Here is a 16,341-nt window from a genome sequence, read left to right on the forward strand (position 1 = left end):
AGACAGGGATTATGAATTAAAAGATGACGTACATCGGCAACAATACGAATTCCGTATCGGGAACTATACCCCGAAAATCGAATATATAAAATCAATCAACGGAGAAATATATCTTACCCATACAGAAGTCCCGCGGGAACTGGAAGGGAAAGGGATAGGTAGCCAGTTGGTAGAAAAAACGTTACAAGACATTGAGCGGCAAGGTTTACGGTTAGTTCCACTTTGTCCTTTCGTGGCAGCTTATATCAAGAAACACCCCGAATGGAGACGCATCGTGATGAAAGGTATTAATATAAAATAAGCACACATGGATAAGAAAATTGAATATACAAACGGAGAGTTAACCATTATCTGGCAACCGGGTTTATGCCAACACGCCGGAGTGTGCGTGAAAATGTTACCCAAGGTATACAATCCCAAAGAAAGACCTTGGGTCAAAATCGAGAATGCCACGACGGCAGAATTAATCGAACAAATTAACAAATGTCCTTCTGGAGCATTAAGTTACAAAATGAATAAGTAGTGAAAGTCGCCAAATTCGGCGACTTTTATTTTTTCCTTTTCCACAAATAGCAAACAATAAATATCAACAAGAAACAAAGCACGATAGTTGCCCCCGAAGGTAATTTCAGCGCTGCCGAAGTAAATAAGCCGATAACCGAACCAGCACAACTAATAATCGTTGCCCACACAAGCTGTTTCGTGAAATTCTTATAAAACATCCCGGCAATAGCCTGTGGCATGGTGAGGTACGAAATCACGAGAATGATTCCCGCTAGTTTCATACACAACACGATACACAAAGCGATCAATGCCGTAATTCCGATTTCCAGACCATTCAATGCAACGAAATGTGTCCGGCTATATTCTTTATCAAAAGCGATATAGAATAGAGGACGATAAAATTTAGCAAAAAACACGATGATCACCAAACACAACAAAAGCGAGAGAATAACCTGCTCCCCCGTCACCGTGAGGATATTACCAAACAAGTAAGATAACAAATTAGGAGCATACCCCGGTGTCAGATAAATAAACAACACCCCGATAGCCATACCCGCAGACCAGAATATCCCAATCAATGAATCTTCCTTAAATCGCTTATTATCCGAAAGATATAGAATACAGAAAGCGGCGGCTAAAGCAAACACGGCCGCTCCGAAAAGAGGCGATAGCCCTAAGAAATAGGCTAATCCCAATCCCCCGAAAGAAGCGTGTGTAATTCCCCCACTGATAAAGACCATCCGTTTGGCCACGATATAAGTTCCTATCAATCCACAACTCACGCCAATCAGAATTGTACACAACAGTGCATTCTGGAAAAAAGTATATTCTAATAATTCAAACACCTTATTAATTTTAGATTTAATGATTTTAGATTGAAAAAACAATCAATCTAGTGCTTCCCTTCACTTTCAATTTTCAATTCTCCATTTTCAATTGTACGATCGTGTTTCAACAACACCCGATGAGGCACCGTACCGTGAGAGATCAATTCAATCGGACAATTATATAATTTCAATTGTTCCGGCGTGATCAGATTTGATTCATGGTAATGCAAGCCGCCATTCACGCAGGCTATCGTCTTCACGTAAGAGCAGATTGTTCCCAAATCGTGAGAAACCATCACGATACTCATCGTTTTGTTCAATTCGCCCAACACGGAATAGAACTCATTCTCAAAATTCGCATCCACGTAAGTAGAAGGCTCATCCAGAATAAGAATCTTCGGGGAAGAAATAATAGCTCGACACAAGAATACCCGCTGCATCTGTCCCCCGGAAAGCTCTCCTATCGGGCGATTCCCGAATCCTCCCATTCCGTATGTTTTTAAAAGCTCATCCACCTTTTCCCGATCAGCCCTCGTGTAACCCTTAAAAATTCCCTTCTCCGACATCAAACCGGACAAAACGACCTCTTTCACGCTAATCGGAAATCTCGCGTCAAAACGGCTGTTCTGAGGCAAATAACCAAACAAAGATTGTTTAGTAACATGATAAACAATTTCACCGGAGAAAGGTTTTAGCAATCCCAAAATCACCTTCAATAAAGTTGTTTTTCCACCCCCGTTCGGTCCGATGATCCCGATAAAATCATGTTCCCGAATGGTAAGATTTACATCCCGCAACACGACCGCCTGCTCGTATCCCGCTGTAATCCCTTTTAACTCCAGAAGTTCATTCATTCTTCTATTTCATTTTCTGTTCAATGATACCCAATAAAGAACACATCTCGGCCTTCCAGTCCGGACTCAGCGGGTCTATGGTTATCACCTCTCCATCAATCTCCTTGGCGATAGCCTTGGCATTGGCCACATCAAATTGATTCTGAATGAAAACAATCTTTATTCCTTTAGCCCGGCAAGTATCGATCACCGCTTTCAAGTGCGAAGGATTCGGTTCCTTTCCCTCATCTTCAATAGAGATTTGTTCCATCCCGTAATCCTTGGCAAAATAAGTCAGTGCCGGATGATAAATTAGAAAAGTTTTATTCTCTTTCTTCGGAATAATTCGACGGGCTGCCTGATCAATGCTATCAATCTCCACCCGGAACTGACGATAGTTCTTTTCAAACGCCTCCCTCTGATCGGGGAATTTTGCCGCCAACACATCCAATATCGTGCGAGCCATCATCTCCGCATACCGGGGAGACATCCACACGTGAGGATCAAAATTCCCGTCATGCGAACCGTGATCGTGCTGATGTCCATGTCCGTGGTCATGATTACAAGTTCCTTGCTCCAAATCCATCCCGACAGATTGCTTCACGAGTAACATATTTTTCTGAGTTTCCAGAAAAGGATACAAATTACTCAACTCGAAAGGCAAATATCCCACGGCAAAATAAACAGAGCTACTGTGTAAAGCCTTCAACTGCTCCGTACTCAGATCACTCACCGCAGGATTCGCTCCCGGTGGAATCATCACGTTCACCTTCACGTAATCACCCGTAATTCTCTCCACGAAATAACGCTGTGGTAAAATACTCACGCTAATCGTTCTCTCCTTGTCTTTATTCTCCCCACAAGCCGTTAATAAGGCTATCAAAACAACTATAATTCCTATTTTCATTATATTGGATATATCAAATTCTTCTCTTCGATCACGTCTAACACTTCGGAAAGATATTTTGCAGCCTCGTATTTTGCCATGGGTAAATTGTGCAACAAATAATTACCGCAATCTCTAGCAGCAACACCGGGGACTTCTCCCTCGAAATCCCGGATAAAACGGAAGGTTTCCCGCATTAACTCCACGATGTCACGGGACTCCAAGTCGCCTTTCATCAAAAAGTAATTTCCCGTACAGCACCCCATTGGTCCCCAAAACACGATCTTGTCACCCCACTCCTTATGATTGCGCAAATAGGTCGCCGCCAGATGCTCTATCGTATGTAACTCTCCCTGTCCCAACACGGGTTCCCGGTTCGGTTCCTTCATGCGTATATCAAACGTCGTGACCACCTGATCACCTAAATAGTCTTTACGGGAAACATAAATTCCCCTCAACAAGCGCAGGTGATCAATCGTAAAACTCGGTATTTTTTCCATGCTTTAAATTTTATTCTTCTGATAAGGCTTTGATCAACACTTTAATCATTTCAAAAGAACGTTTAGGAGCCTCTTCCCAAAAATTCAAATATTGTTTGTAATGATCTTTTACCCCGGGAGTATCACTGATAATACGATAGCTCAAGAATGGAACCCCACACATATAGCAAACCTGTGCAATGGCACATGATTCCATGTCGACCGCCATTCCTTCCGGAAAACGTTTTTTAATCTCCGTCAACTCCTCTTTATCGGTAATAAACTTATCCCCGCTACATATCAAACCTCCGTAAACATTACCATCATGAGCAACAGATAATGCCAATTTACACAGCTCCTTATCCGAAACAAAACGAGCCGGCAAACCTTGCACCTGACCATATTCATTTCCTTCTCCACACCACACGTCATGATAAACCATATTCTCGCCCACGACAATATCCATCACTTCTGTCAAGGGATCTATCCCCCCCGCAACCCCGGTATTGACAATAATATCCGGCGTGTAACGCTGTATCATTTCCATCGTACCGACAGCAGCACATACCTTTCCAATACCGCTTTTAACCAAAATAACTTCCACGTTCCCGATGCGTCCTTCCGTAAAAAGAAGTCCGCGAACAGGTTCTTCTTTTGTCTGTTCCAATAATGATTTCACCAGTCCGTACTCGGACGTCATGGCCACAATTATTCCGATCCTTCTCATATAACTCTATTGAAAAAATGGATTCATTCTTTTTTCTTCTCCGATCGTCGTGAATCCTCCATGCCCGGGAATGACACGAACATCATCGGGTAATATAAACAATTTTTCCCGGATACCATTCAACAACTGATTCATATCCCCACCCGGCAAATCAGCCCGGCCAATACTTCCCTGGAACAAAACATCCCCCGCAACCAGTAATTTATCCTTTTCACTATAAAAGCAAAGCCCTCCCGGAGAGTGTCCCGGGACATGGATCACCTTCAATTCCGAATGTCCGAACTTCACGATATCCCCATCTTTCAGGTATTCCCCCAAAGCCGGTGGCGGGGTAATTCCTTTCACACCTAACATAGCCGCGTACCTTTCGGCATCCTCTACCCAAAACGAATCCGCCTCATGCGCCCGGGCTGATAGCCCAAACTCATCCAGCATGAAATTATTCCCGAAAATATGATCGATATGCAAATGTGTATTTAACAATGCTACCGGCGTCAACTGATTCTCCACCAAGAAACTCTTCAAACGTTGTCCTTCTTCCTTCGAAAAACAACCGCAATCAATCACCACGGCCTCCCCTGTCTCGTCATACAACACGATCGTGTTCTCTTGCCATGGATTATTTGTAAATACTTTAATTTTCATCTGTCGTGCATTTTAACCCGACAAATATACGAAAAAAAGAAGTGGATCAAAAAGGCTTTTGATCCACTTCTTTGTCCGTAACGTTTATAAAGTCGAACCTTCGGTTCCGAAAGTTCATAAAGTCCGAAAGGCTCCCGTCACCTTATGAACTTTATAAACTTTATGAACCTTTAACTCTCTTATAATTTGAATCGTCAGATTTTCAACGTATCGAATCCCCGACCATAAACCCCCATAACGGTGTTCATCGTCAAGAACGCATCCGGATCTGCCATCTTCGTTACACGCATAATATTTTGCATCTCGCTCTTACGGGCAACCACGATCAACATCTTACGCGCCTCTCCGGTATACCATCCCTGACAATCCACCACGGTAACGCCGCGTCGCAAATCACGGGTAATGGAATTCGCCACATCCTCGTATTTTTGAGAAAATATAAGGAATTGTACCGATTGCATCTGTCCCGTAAATACCAAATCAATCGTGTAGGAGTTAACCCCCATCACCACGTAACCATAGATAATAGTGGCTATTTTTGCCGTGGGATCTATCGCAGTATCCTCCCCGATAAAGTAACTACATCCGATGATAAACACATCGATGTACATGATAATTTTACCCGGACTGATATTCCGGTACTTGTTGATAATCATGGCGACAATATCCGTACCGGCAGTACTTCCCCCGTTCACCAGAGAAATACCGATACCCGCACCACACATGATACCGGAAATCACAGCACACATGAATTTATCTTCCAACAGAGGTTCGTGTATCAGGTTCTGAAACAAACTCAACAGGAAAGAACTCATGAAAATAGCGTAAATGGTCTTAAAACCGAAACGAGGTCCCAGAATCTTGATAGCAATCGCCACCAACAAAAAGTTGATCACGAAATAGCTATACCCGATCGGAATCACCTCTCCGGAAAGGAAATAAATAATTGTTGAAATACCGGTCACTCCACCACCGACCATACGATGCGGAGCCAAAAATGCCGTCACGGCAAACGTGTATATCAACAAACCGAACGTGATCAACAGATACGCCCGGATTTCACTCATCAACTTCTCCTTTGTAACTTTCATCACATTAATTATTTTGTTTTGCCCACGTATCCTTCAAACCAACAGTCCGGTTAAACACCAGCGCTCCCGGCTTGGAATCTTTATCCACGCAGAAATATCCCAGACGTTGGAATTGGAAACGGTCACCTTCTTTCGCCTCCTTCAAACTCGGCTCCAACTTACAGCCCGTCAAAACTTTCAATGAGTTTTCATTCAAGAATTCCTTGAAATCAACATCTTTATGCCCGGCAGGGTCCGGATCTTTAAACAATCGATCGTACAAACGCACTTCCGCCTCGATAGCATCCGGAGCAGACACCCAATGCAAAGTACCTTTCACCTTCCGGTTACTTGCCGATCCTGTACCGCTACGGGTATCCGCATCATACGTACAATGAATTGTCGTGATATTTCCCTCCGCATCCTTCTCCACGCTCTCACACTTCACGATATAAGCCCCTTTCAAGCGAACCTCGTTACCCAAAGTCATCCGGAAAAATTTCTTCGGAGCATCCTCCATGAAATCATCCCGTTCGATATATAGTTCACGAGAGAAAGGAACCATTCTCGTTCCGGCTGTTTCGTCCTCCGGATTATTCTCGATCTCCACGGTCTCAGTCTGTCCTTCCGGGTAATTGTCAATCACCACCCGAACCGGGTCCAACACGGCCATCACACGGGGAGCGATTTTGTTCAAATGCTCCCGGACACAGAACTCCAATAAAGCCATATCCACCACGATCTCCCGACGGGCAACACCCACCTTTTCCGCAAAATTACGGATAGATTCAGGGGTATATCCGGCACGTCTCAACCCGGTAATCGTCGGCATACGAGGATCATCCCAACCAGCCACAATTCCCTTCTGAACGAGTTCCAGCAAACGACGTTTACTCATCACCGTGTAACTCAAGTTACGACGGGCAAACTCAATCTGCCGGGGACGATACGCCGTGTCAATCAACTGATCCAGAAACCAGTTATACAAAGGACGGTGTACCTCGAATTCCAATGTACATATCGAATGTGTAATACCTTCCAGATAATCGCTCTGACCATGCGTGAAATCATACATCGGGTAAATACACCATTTATCCCCGGTTCTGTGATGAGCCACGTGCATGATACGGTACATGATCGGGTCACGCATCAACATATTAGAAGATGCCATATCTATTTTCGCTCGCAAAACTTTCTCTCCGGCTTGGAACTCACCGTTTTTCATCCGGCGGAATAAATCCAAATTCTCTTCCGGAGTCCGATCCCGGTAAGGACTATTTACTCCGGGTTCCGTGGGAGTCATACGTTGAGCGCTGATCACTTCTGCCGGCTGATCGTCCACGTAAGCCTTTCCCTCCAGAATCAATTTTTCAGCCCAGTCATATAACTGTTGAAAATAATCAGATGCAAAATGCGGTTCTCCTTCCCATTGGAAACCTAACCATTGAATATCTTGTTGTATGGAATCAATATATTCGACATCCTCTTTTGAAGGATTTGTGTCATCAAAACGAAGGTTGCATTTTCCCTGGTATTCGGTTGCCAATCCGAAGTTCAAGCATATAGAGGTTGCATGTCCGATATGCAAGTACCCGTTCGGTTCCGGCGGGAAACGAGTATGTACCCGACCGCCGTTCTTTCCCTCGGCCAACTCCTCTTCAATAATCTGTTCGATGAAGTTTAACGATTTACCTTCACCTTCTTCTTCCACGAGATGATTTTTATCCATACTAAAATTATTATAACATATTCGACGCGAAGGTAATTAATTTATGAGAGTTTTAAAAGTTTCTGTATATTTGCAGGCCATGAAAAATATATTTTATACCATAGTATGCTGTCTGATTTCACTCACGTCGCTAGCCCAGAGTGATTTTGGTTACGAAAACCCCGATGGAAGGGATCCCCGGGAAGAAGGAATGCAACGTGATTCCACGAAAGAACAACGTTACGTTCCGCATCATCGTTTAACTTGGAAATGGGTACACGACGGTGTGTATAAAGAATTTTACCAGATTGACACTCTCCAAGACGGGTTACAAAACACGAACTTGATATTCAAACACAGTGTTTCCAATACATACCTGGGAAATTTCCCGGCACCTTACGTATCAGACATTTACATCCTGCGCCCCCGAGGAGAAGATTTCTTACCGCAAGATCGGCTAAGAGATTATTTCTTTAAACCGGAAGACGCGTTAGATTACAATACTACCACGCCTTTCACGCAATTAAGTTATTTCAACGGCGGGGGCCGGGGAAAAACAGAGGATTGGCTGGACGTGTGGCACATCCAGAACATACGCCCCTATTGGAATGCCGGATTCCGGTATAACCTCATTTCATCGGATGGTGCCTATTCTTATCAAAAATCCAAAACTTACAATTTTTCTTTTTTCAGTTCATACGAAAAAGACCGGATGGCAGTATCCATGTTCATAAACCAGAATATGGCACACATCACCGAGAATGGTGGTATCGAAAACCTAGCCGATATTCGGGATACCTCGCTTGATCCCAAAGTTGTCGGCACACGGCTTGCCATGGAGCCAAAGAACAACCTCATGAATTTCAATTTCAAGGCTCTAGCGCAATACAATATCGGTAATCCCAAAGAAATCATCACGCAAAAAGATAGTGCCACGATAGACACCACGATAACCTATCCCATGAAATTTGCCTTGGCCCTCAAAGCAGAGGATAATCGTTACTCGTTCAAAGAAGAAAGTGTCGAAGAAGGATTTTTCTCTGATACCACCTACATTAGTAAACAGGGAAATTCCGACATGATCAAAAACCGGAAATATGAAATCGATGCCAAATTCATTTTGAATGAACATCCCAAATATAAATATTTACCGGGCGTGTATGCCGGACTTAAATTCAAATACCTGAGTTACGATCAACGGGTCTCGCTGGACACGATTAATAACAGGGGAACCAGCAAATACACCGGGACATACCTGACAGCAGGAACCTTTAACATGGACAGTACCACCATGTTCAATTTCGACATCTGGGGGAGTTTCTGTCTAGCCGGAGATTATTCTGCCGACTATTCACTAGAAGGACAAATTATCCAGTACTTGAATAAAGGAAGAAATTCCTCCGTCACCGTCCATGCCTTGCTGGAAACGCAAACCCCGAATCACTACTATCTCCAATACCAAGGGAACCACAATCAATGGGAGAATAGTTTTGACAAGATACACGCCTACAATTTACGAGGGCATTACACGAATAAACGCCTTCGGACAGAAGTCGGGGTGGCCCTCAACAACACAAAGAACTATATTTATTTCGACACAACCGCTATGCCCCGTCAATATGATGGAGACCTTATGGTATTCACGGCATGGGCAAAACAAATATTCCGACTGGGACATTTCTACTTCGACCAGAAAGTGTATTACCAAGTGACCAACAAGGAAAAGATACTACCATTACCCCAAGTAGCACTTCACTCGCACAATTACTACCAGAACCGCTTTTTTAAACAAGCTTTGGGTTTCCAGATCGGTATCGACTTGTTCTACAACACCTCGTTCTATGCAAATGCGTACGACCCGGCAATCATGCAGTTCTACAACCAGGAAATCGAGAAAACCGGAAACTATCCGAAAATGGATGTATTCGTCACGTTAAATATAAAACGAGCTGACTTATTTGTTAAATACGAACACTTTAACGAGTTCTTTGGTAGCAGGGATTATTTCTCGGCATACACCTATCCAATCAACCCGGCAAAGGTGAAATTCGGTATCCGGTGGAACTTTTTTGACTAACACAAGAAGCTCGCTAACGTGATGAGAACCACAAACTACTTTTACTAATTTGGTAGTTTACAACATTTTCCGTATTTTTGCAGTATGTATATAATAAAAACTATTACGTACACGCTGTTGTTCTTATCCTGTTTCGCCTCGTGCAAAACAAAACAAGAAGAACTACCGCTAGTCATACCAGAACCCGGAACGTTGGAAAAAATAGAGCAACGCGGGGTATTAAATGTATGTAGCTATTACAACACGACAGACTACTACGTGTATAAAGGTATTCCCAAAGGATTTCACTACGAATTGGTAAAAGATTTCGCCGATTATCTGGGAGTGAAGCTAAATATCGAAATAAACACGAATATTGACGAAAGCATTCAAAAACTGAATGAAGGCCAATATGACTTGATCGCCATGAGCCTCTCTGTCACGGATTCCCGAAAAGAAGACGTGCAATTCAGCCTTCCCTTGTTCACCACCAGTCAAGTACTCGTTCAGCACACGTCGGACACGCTTCTCCAATCGGTAGATGACTTGAAGGGTAAAGAAATATTTTTACAAGAAGGGACCTCTTTCACCCGATTCCTACAACATTTAAACGATTCCTTACAATTAAATCTGAAAATCACCGAACTGGAAGATGTCACGTTCGAAGATATTCTACTAAAAATAGAAAACGGGGAAATTCCCTACACGGTCATCGATAAAAATATAGCCCAGATCGCCTCCCAATATATGAAACACATTGATTACTCTCTTCAACTCTCCACTGAGAGTCCCGTGGCTTGGGCTGTCACGAAAAAGGCTACCTTATTGGATGAAGAAATCAATACTTGGCTCGAAACAATGAAAAAGAGCGGGAAACTAAACGTCCTGTATAACCGTTATTATAAGAATAGTTATATCACATCATTACACAACTCCAAATACTATAAGCTGAAAAATGGAGTCATCTCCAGCTTTGACCCCATCATCAAAAAAGAAGCTCGGGAAATCGGCTGGGACTGGCGCTTGCTGGCAGCCGTTATCTATCAGGAATCCGGATTTGACCCGGAAGCCACTTCGCACCTCGGAGCCTTTGGTCTGATGCAAGTTATGCCGGAGACCTCCCTACAACTTGGATTCGAGGAATACGAAGAACCCAAAGACAACATTCACGTCGGGGCATACTATCTAAAATATTTGGAAAACAAGTTCAACAAATTCGAACTCGACACGTTGGAACAGATTAAATTCACCTTGGCTGCCTACAATGCCGGCTTGGGACACGTGCTCGATGCCATTCGGTTAGCCGAATCATACGGGAAAAATCCAAAAGTCTGGGACAACAACGTAGATTATTTCATGCTCCACAAATCCCAACCGGAGATATACCAGGATTCTGTTGTCCGCTTCGGCTATTGTGACGGGAAACAAACATTCAACTTCGTCAACAACATTATGGAAAACTATACTCATTATAAGAACACAATCAAAAAATAATTTGTGATAAAAAGTTAGCTCGTGGGCTGGAATCATTCAATCGTAAATCATATGTCACAAAATCTCGCAGGCGAATATTGATTTACATTAATATTTTTCATACCTTCGCATCAAGGTTTTGATCATTATTTAACTAATTGCTAAGGATATGCCTTACAGAAGATTACCGAATACAGACGCAGCAAGGATAAGGGCATTAGAAACAGCCTTGAATAACGAAGAGTTTTCTAATATCAACAACTTACCGTTTTCACTACATCTCAGGCAAAAGATTGAGTTCTTCTTACCGAGATTCAAAACGGCAATCACGAATTCTCAATGCGCTAGAGATAAACAAAACGTGAACAGTAGGAAATATGCAGAATATACCCGGAAAGCAAAATTATACATTTCCCATTTTCTGCAAGTACTGAATTTCACGATTGCCCGGGGAGAATTAAAACCCGTGGCAAGAACTTTTTATGGGATTGATGAACACGACACCAAACTCCCCTCGTTAGTTTCAGACCAAGATTTACTGGAATGGGGAGCAAAAGTCATCGCCGGAGAACAGGAACGCACCCGCAATGGTGGCGGTAGTCCCGTGTACAGTCCTTCTATCGCTTTGGTGAAAGTGAACTACGAAAACTTCAAACAAGCCTACGCCTCCCAGAAACAATTCCAACAGAACTCTGCCCGCTGTAGCGCTGAGGTTGCACAATACCGAGGTGAAGCCGACGAATACATTCTTACCTTATGGAACGAAATCGAGGCTCATTACGCTGACCTCGAAGATGAAGAAATACGCCGCCAGAAATGCGAACATTTCGGTCTGGTCTACGTCTTCCGCAAAGGTGAAAAAGAAGAAATAAAAAGAAAAAAGGAAGCTGAACGCATCACGCTCAAACTCCCCTTTTAACTATTTTAGATTTATGATTTACAATTTTAGATTCTTAAATCACAAATCGTAAATCATAAATTACATATACAGATCTCTCTCCCCTCTCGCGATTCTATCATAATAGGAACGGAACGTGGGGAGTAATTTTTTGTCTGTAAAGAATGGCATATTTTCAATTTCCTGCAACTCCTGTGCGATCAACTTCTCCCCGATCTCACGAGTCTCCGGAGAAGCGTAGTCATTCAGATATTCCCGGAACGTCAATACTGCATTCAGTTTACAGAATTTACCTTCCACCCCTTTCTCCAACAAATTCATGATCTTATCCCCCGTACGACCACAACGATACCCTGCCGTACAGAAAGAAGTAATCATCCCGTCATTTGCCAACTCACGGATCACCTCGTCCAAAGAACGCTGGTCACCCAACATAAACTGCACCTTATCCGGGTTCTCCTCCTGTTTCAATTTCTTGGCATAAGCCCCGATTCCCAACTTAGAAGATGCATCAGTCTGCGTACACCCGTAATGATTGATCAGATCGCGTTTCAAATCCGGATTCTCACGAGCCGTCACGATCAACCCGCTATACGGAATTGCCAGACGCAACACGGAAACCACCCGTTTCATGGCTTCGTCACTCACGATATAAGGAGAATGTTCACTCAAGAATGAACCGGGAGCCGGCTGCATACGCGGGAATGAGACGGTATGCGGTCCGATACCGAAATGTTTCTCCAAGTCCCAAGCATGGTGAACCAACCCCATCACGTCGAACTTCCAATCGTACAAGCCGAACAAGGCCCCGATAGCCACGTCATCCACCCCGGCTTCCATAGCCCGGTGCATAGCGTAAAGCCGCCAACGATAATTTCCTTTCACCGTGTTTGCCGGATGCAATTCGGCATATCTTCCCCGGTGATAAGTTTCCTGGAACACCTGGAACGTACCGATTCCCGCACGCCACAATTTCTTCATGTCTGCAATCTCCATCGGAGCCGCATTCACGTTTACCCGGCGGATATTATTGAAACCATTTCCCGTAGGTGTCGTGCGTTTCACGGAATAAATCGTGGAAATAGAATCCGCAATATAGTCTGCCCCATTCTTAGGATGCTCACCGTACACGGCAATCATTCGCTTATGCCCCTCGTCAATCACGGCTGCCACCTCATCACGCACCTCATCCATCGTCAGCACATGGCGAACCTCGTCTTTATTCTCCGCACGGAACCCGCAATATTTACAGCTGTTCACGCAAAGATTCGACAAATACAAGGGTGCGAAGAAAACGATACGATTATCGTATACTTTCTTCTTCACTTCCAACGCGGCTTCCTGCATTTCATGTAATAATTCGGGATCCTCCACGTTTAGCAATGTTGCCGTTTCTGCCGGAGTTAAAATCTTTATATCCAAAGATTTTTGTAAAATATCCCGTACTTGTTGTTTATCGGGATTCTTATACTTTTCAATATCTGCAAATATCTGTTCTTCGTCAATAAAATCCTTTCCCCCATCCAGATATTTATCGATTTCTGCCTGTTTGATCACGCTGGCAGTCCAATCTTTTACACTACTCATTTTTAATCAATTACAAGTTCATAAAAGTCCTAAAATCTACAAAACTCACCATACACATTTGCTTCCCTACCTCCCGTCACGTGAATATCTTTACATATATACAAAGGTCGTTAATTATTTCATCAATACCCTCCATTTCTAATATCTATTTTCAATCAGCCGATAAAGAAAATCAATAACCTTGTCGTAAAAACCGTAGATTTTTCTCCTAAATTCCTATGAACCTTAGCTTAATAATTCTTTTACAATGGCGGAAATCGCTTTGCCGTCAGCCACTCCGGCCAGTTCCTTGGAAGCAACGCCCATCACTTTTCCCATCTCCTTGGCAGAAGTCGCTCCCACCTTCTCGATAATCGCTTTCAACGCAGCCCTCAGCTCCTCCTCACTCAATTGTTTCGGCAGGAACTCGCTCAACACTTCCACCTGAGCCATCTCGTGAGCATACAAATCCTCACGTCCTTGATTTTTATATATTTCAGCCGACTCACGTCCTTGTTTTGCCAACTTCTGGATAATCTTCACACACTCACTATCAGCAATTTGCTCCGGAGCCCCGGCAACAGACTTCGCCTCAATAAAAACCTTCTTTATATTTCTTAAAACTTCCAAACGAATGGTATCTTTAGCCTTCATGGCAGCCATAATGCCTCTGCTAACCTGTTCTTCTATTGTCATTGTTTCTGATTTTAAAATTAAAACTCACGAAGTTACTATTTATTCCTCAAATTTCCACTAGCCATTTTTAATTTTCGAAATACTGACGTAATTTTGTATCATAAAAACACCTACATGAAAACAATCATCACGAACAAAACCATCTGGAACATAGCTTACCCGATTATACTAGGTAGCTTGGCACAAACCCTGATCACTCTTACCGACACGGCATTCTTGGGACGAGTCAGTGAAGTTGCTTTGGGTGCCTCCGCCATGGCAGGAATTTACTATTATGTCTTTTCCACGCTGGCTTGGGGGTTCTCTATCGGGATACAAATCATCGTGGCGAGAAGATTGGGAGAAGGTAAATTAAACCGGATCGGAGTCGTTTTCGAACACGGACTATGTTTCGTGTTCCTCCTATCCATGACTCTTTTCCTCATTCAACGATATTATAGTGATGTGTTGCTTGGGGCCTCCATCCAGTCCCCCAATATTTATGCGGCAGCCATGGAATATATGTCCTACCGCCATTACGGGATTATATTCGTGTGTTTCAATTTCCTGTTCCGAGCCCTTTACATCGGACTCTCCAACACGAAGATCATCGGTTACTCAACGGCAGCCATGGCCACCATCAACGTAATTTTCAACTACTTACTTATTTTCGGAAAATTCGGTTTTCCGGAATTGGGAGTCGGTGGTGCGGCACTAGCCTCCGTGATGGCAGAGGCCTCCGCCTTCCTCATCTTCATTTTTTACACCTTATTAAAGCTCCCGATCAAACAATACGCACTTTTCTCGTTCCACAAACTGGAAGGTTGGCTCATGCTCACCGTACTAAAAACGGCATTCCCGACCATGTTGCAAAAACTATTGTCATTCGGGACATGGTACATATTTTTCATGCTCATTGAACACATGGGAGAACGTCCTATCGCGGTAACCATTATCGTACGCAGTGTCTATATGCTCATCCTCATCCCGGTATTCGGTTACGGTGCGACCGCAAACACGCTGACCAGCCGCTTGATCGGGGAACAAAGACAGCCGGAAATCATGAGCACCTTACGCCGAATCGTGAAACTCTCCATGCTAAGCGTCCTTCCCGTTCTACTTATATGCTACATATTCCCACATTACGTGCTATCCATCTACTCCAATAGTAGCGAACTGATCGCAGCATCTATTCCGTCTCTTTACGTGGTCGGTCTGGCAGCCCTCAGTTTCTGTTTCGGAATCACGTTCTTCGAGGCCATCTCCGGAACAGGGAACACCACGCACGCCCTCATCCTTGAGAGTTTTGTCCTTATTTTTTACACGTTCCAAACGTGGCTATTCACCACGGTCGTTCGTTCCGATGTGGCATTCGTGTGGACTGTAGAAATCACTTATGGCATATTAATCGGTGTCGTTTCGTTACTCTACCTCAAGTACACGAAATGGCAACAAAAGAAAGTTTGAAGATGATACTCTATTTATAAGGGGATAGTCCGCAGATACCAAACAGCAGCTCACAGGTAACCTTATTGATAGGGTATCAACAAGTCATCAATACCGCAAGTAATCTTTTCAATATATTATATCTATACTTTATGAACCTTATTTAGTATAAGGTTCATATAAGGTTTCTATAAGGTATCTATAAGGTTCATGACGGTATTGATGTGCTATTCATCCATTAATCAACATGAAATCAGAATAGACTTCCTATACAAAACTCACTTACTTTCTCCCCTCATTCATCCCTTGCCCAAACACACAAAATGAAACCATCTCGAAATATATAATTGAGGTTTATAGAACGTTAAAAAACTTCACTATTCACATTAAAAAAGGCTACAGAAAGCCTTTTTAAGAAAGAAAAGACACCTCTATTTAACCCTAAAACAAATAATTAATAATAGTTAAAATAAAATTCAATAACAGGCTCTCAAAGCCTATTTTAACTTATTGAATAACTATATTTTACACGTACATATTAATTAATA

At 43.1% G+C, this 16,341-nt stretch carries 16 protein-coding genes; 6 read left to right on the forward strand and 10 right to left on the reverse strand.

Going from position 1 to position 16,341, the window contains the following annotated elements:
- A partial coding sequence (locus tag AB5542_RS17580; RefSeq protein WP_368243277.1) for a GNAT family N-acetyltransferase occupies nucleotides 1-301 on the forward strand: 301 nt, incomplete at its 5' end.
- A gap of 6 nt (nucleotides 302-307) precedes the next feature.
- Nucleotides 308-523 (forward strand): (4Fe-4S)-binding protein, encoded by a 216-nt coding sequence (locus AB5542_RS17585; RefSeq protein ID WP_087421154.1) that lies wholly within the window; start codon nucleotides 308-310, stop codon nucleotides 521-523.
- Between the two features lie 25 nt (nucleotides 524-548).
- Here the strand turns inward: AB5542_RS17585 and AB5542_RS17590 are convergent, their stop codons facing one another.
- From AB5542_RS17590 to AB5542_RS17625, 8 genes are all read right to left on the reverse strand, one after another.
- On the reverse strand, nucleotides 549-1,349 hold the full coding sequence (locus AB5542_RS17590) for a metal ABC transporter permease (protein WP_279039559.1): 801 nt from the start codon (nucleotides 1,347-1,349) through the stop codon (nucleotides 549-551).
- 47 nt (nucleotides 1,350-1,396) lie between these two features.
- A complete protein-coding gene (locus tag AB5542_RS17595; protein WP_087421152.1) occupies nucleotides 1,397-2,185 on the reverse strand; it encodes a metal ABC transporter ATP-binding protein in 789 nt (262 codons plus the stop codon).
- Nucleotides 2,186-2,189: 4 nt separating this feature from the next.
- Nucleotides 2,190-3,071, reverse strand: coding sequence for a metal ABC transporter solute-binding protein, Zn/Mn family (locus tag AB5542_RS17600; RefSeq protein ID WP_288215376.1), 882 nt, complete (start codon nucleotides 3,069-3,071; stop codon nucleotides 2,190-2,192).
- Nucleotides 3,071-3,550 carry an S-ribosylhomocysteine lyase gene (locus tag AB5542_RS17605; RefSeq protein ID WP_087421150.1) on the reverse strand — a complete coding sequence of 160 codons (480 nt, stop codon included), beginning with the start codon at nucleotides 3,548-3,550 and terminating at the stop codon, nucleotides 3,071-3,073. The genes AB5542_RS17600 and AB5542_RS17605 overlap by 1 nt, the downstream gene beginning before the upstream one ends.
- 10 nt (nucleotides 3,551-3,560) lie before the next feature.
- A complete protein-coding gene (locus AB5542_RS17610) occupies nucleotides 3,561-4,256 on the reverse strand; it encodes a 5'-methylthioadenosine/adenosylhomocysteine nucleosidase (protein ID WP_087421149.1) in 696 nt (231 codons plus the stop codon).
- A gap of 6 nt (nucleotides 4,257-4,262) precedes the next feature.
- Complete coding sequence (locus AB5542_RS17615) at nucleotides 4,263-4,901, reverse strand: MBL fold metallo-hydrolase (RefSeq protein ID WP_087421148.1); 639 nt, start codon at nucleotides 4,899-4,901, stop codon at nucleotides 4,263-4,265.
- Between the two features lie 194 nt (nucleotides 4,902-5,095).
- The gene (locus AB5542_RS17620) at nucleotides 5,096-5,992 is read right to left on the reverse strand and encodes a YitT family protein (protein WP_087421147.1); all 897 of its coding nucleotides are present in this window, start codon (nucleotides 5,990-5,992) and stop codon (nucleotides 5,096-5,098) included.
- A gap of 4 nt (nucleotides 5,993-5,996) precedes the next feature.
- Nucleotides 5,997-7,700 (reverse strand): glutamine--tRNA ligase/YqeY domain fusion protein, encoded by a 1,704-nt coding sequence (locus AB5542_RS17625; RefSeq protein ID WP_288215377.1) that lies wholly within the window; start codon nucleotides 7,698-7,700, stop codon nucleotides 5,997-5,999.
- A gap of 79 nt (nucleotides 7,701-7,779) precedes the next feature.
- On the opposite strand from AB5542_RS17625, the gene AB5542_RS17630 reads away from it, so the two are divergent.
- The 3 genes from AB5542_RS17630 to AB5542_RS17640 all read left to right on the forward strand — a co-directional run bounded on the left by AB5542_RS17630 (nucleotide 7,780) and on the right by AB5542_RS17640 (nucleotide 12,127).
- Nucleotides 7,780-9,756: a putative porin gene (locus AB5542_RS17630; RefSeq protein WP_087421145.1), complete on the forward strand. Its 1,977-nt coding sequence runs from the start codon at nucleotides 7,780-7,782 to the stop codon at nucleotides 9,754-9,756.
- An 84-nt stretch (nucleotides 9,757-9,840) separates the two neighbouring features.
- Complete coding sequence (locus tag AB5542_RS17635; RefSeq protein WP_288215378.1) at nucleotides 9,841-11,229, forward strand: transglycosylase SLT domain-containing protein; 1,389 nt, start codon at nucleotides 9,841-9,843, stop codon at nucleotides 11,227-11,229.
- Between the two features lie 148 nt (nucleotides 11,230-11,377).
- The gene (locus tag AB5542_RS17640; protein ID WP_288215379.1) at nucleotides 11,378-12,127 is read left to right on the forward strand and encodes a hypothetical protein; all 750 of its coding nucleotides are present in this window, start codon (nucleotides 11,378-11,380) and stop codon (nucleotides 12,125-12,127) included.
- 60 nt (nucleotides 12,128-12,187) lie between these two features.
- On the opposite strand, the gene hydG is transcribed toward AB5542_RS17640, so the two are convergent.
- Nucleotides 12,188-13,693 (reverse strand): [FeFe] hydrogenase H-cluster radical SAM maturase HydG, encoded by a 1,506-nt coding sequence (gene hydG, locus AB5542_RS17645; RefSeq protein WP_279039570.1) that lies wholly within the window; start codon nucleotides 13,691-13,693, stop codon nucleotides 12,188-12,190.
- Between the two features lie 225 nt (nucleotides 13,694-13,918).
- The gene (locus AB5542_RS17650; RefSeq protein ID WP_340278751.1) at nucleotides 13,919-14,368 is read right to left on the reverse strand and encodes a GatB/YqeY domain-containing protein; all 450 of its coding nucleotides are present in this window, start codon (nucleotides 14,366-14,368) and stop codon (nucleotides 13,919-13,921) included.
- 114 nt (nucleotides 14,369-14,482) lie between these two features.
- On the opposite strand from AB5542_RS17650, the gene AB5542_RS17655 reads away from it, so the two are divergent.
- Nucleotides 14,483-15,814, forward strand: coding sequence for an MATE family efflux transporter (locus AB5542_RS17655; protein ID WP_288215381.1), 1,332 nt, complete (start codon nucleotides 14,483-14,485; stop codon nucleotides 15,812-15,814).
- The last annotated feature ends 527 nt before the right edge of the window (nucleotides 15,815-16,341 follow it).

The organism is Butyricimonas sp. RTP31003st1_G1_RTP31003_210430, assembly GCF_040920905.1.
GTDB classification, from domain to species: Bacteria; Bacteroidota; Bacteroidia; order Bacteroidales; family Marinifilaceae; genus Butyricimonas; species Butyricimonas paravirosa.

Coding starts and splice junctions, on each gene's coding strand:
- AB5542_RS17650 (WP_340278751.1), bottom strand. CDS start 14,368: ATGACAATAGAAGAACAGGTTAGCAGAGGCATTATGGCTGCCATGAAG.
- AB5542_RS17605 (WP_087421150.1), bottom strand. CDS start 3,550: ATGGAAAAAATACCGAGTTTTACGATTGATCACCTGCGCTTGTTGAGG.
- AB5542_RS17620 (WP_087421147.1), bottom strand. CDS start 5,992: ATGAAAGTTACAAAGGAGAAGTTGATGAGTGAAATCCGGGCGTATCTG.
- AB5542_RS17600 (WP_288215376.1), bottom strand. CDS start 3,071: ATGAAAATAGGAATTATAGTTGTTTTGATAGCCTTATTAACGGCTTGT.
- AB5542_RS17635 (WP_288215378.1), top strand. CDS start 9,841: ATGTATATAATAAAAACTATTACGTACACGCTGTTGTTCTTATCCTGT.
- AB5542_RS17615 (WP_087421148.1), bottom strand. CDS start 4,901: ATGAAAATTAAAGTATTTACAAATAATCCATGGCAAGAGAACACGATC.
- AB5542_RS17655 (WP_288215381.1), top strand. CDS start 14,483: ATGAAAACAATCATCACGAACAAAACCATCTGGAACATAGCTTACCCG.
- AB5542_RS17640 (WP_288215379.1), top strand. CDS start 11,378: ATGCCTTACAGAAGATTACCGAATACAGACGCAGCAAGGATAAGGGCA.
- AB5542_RS17625 (WP_288215377.1), bottom strand. CDS start 7,700: ATGGATAAAAATCATCTCGTGGAAGAAGAAGGTGAAGGTAAATCGTTA.
- AB5542_RS17585 (WP_087421154.1), top strand. CDS start 308: ATGGATAAGAAAATTGAATATACAAACGGAGAGTTAACCATTATCTGG.
- AB5542_RS17595 (WP_087421152.1), bottom strand. CDS start 2,185: ATGAATGAACTTCTGGAGTTAAAAGGGATTACAGCGGGATACGAGCAG.
- AB5542_RS17630 (WP_087421145.1), top strand. CDS start 7,780: ATGAAAAATATATTTTATACCATAGTATGCTGTCTGATTTCACTCACG.
- AB5542_RS17610 (WP_087421149.1), bottom strand. CDS start 4,256: ATGAGAAGGATCGGAATAATTGTGGCCATGACGTCCGAGTACGGACTG.
- hydG (WP_279039570.1), bottom strand. CDS start 13,693: ATGAGTAGTGTAAAAGATTGGACTGCCAGCGTGATCAAACAGGCAGAA.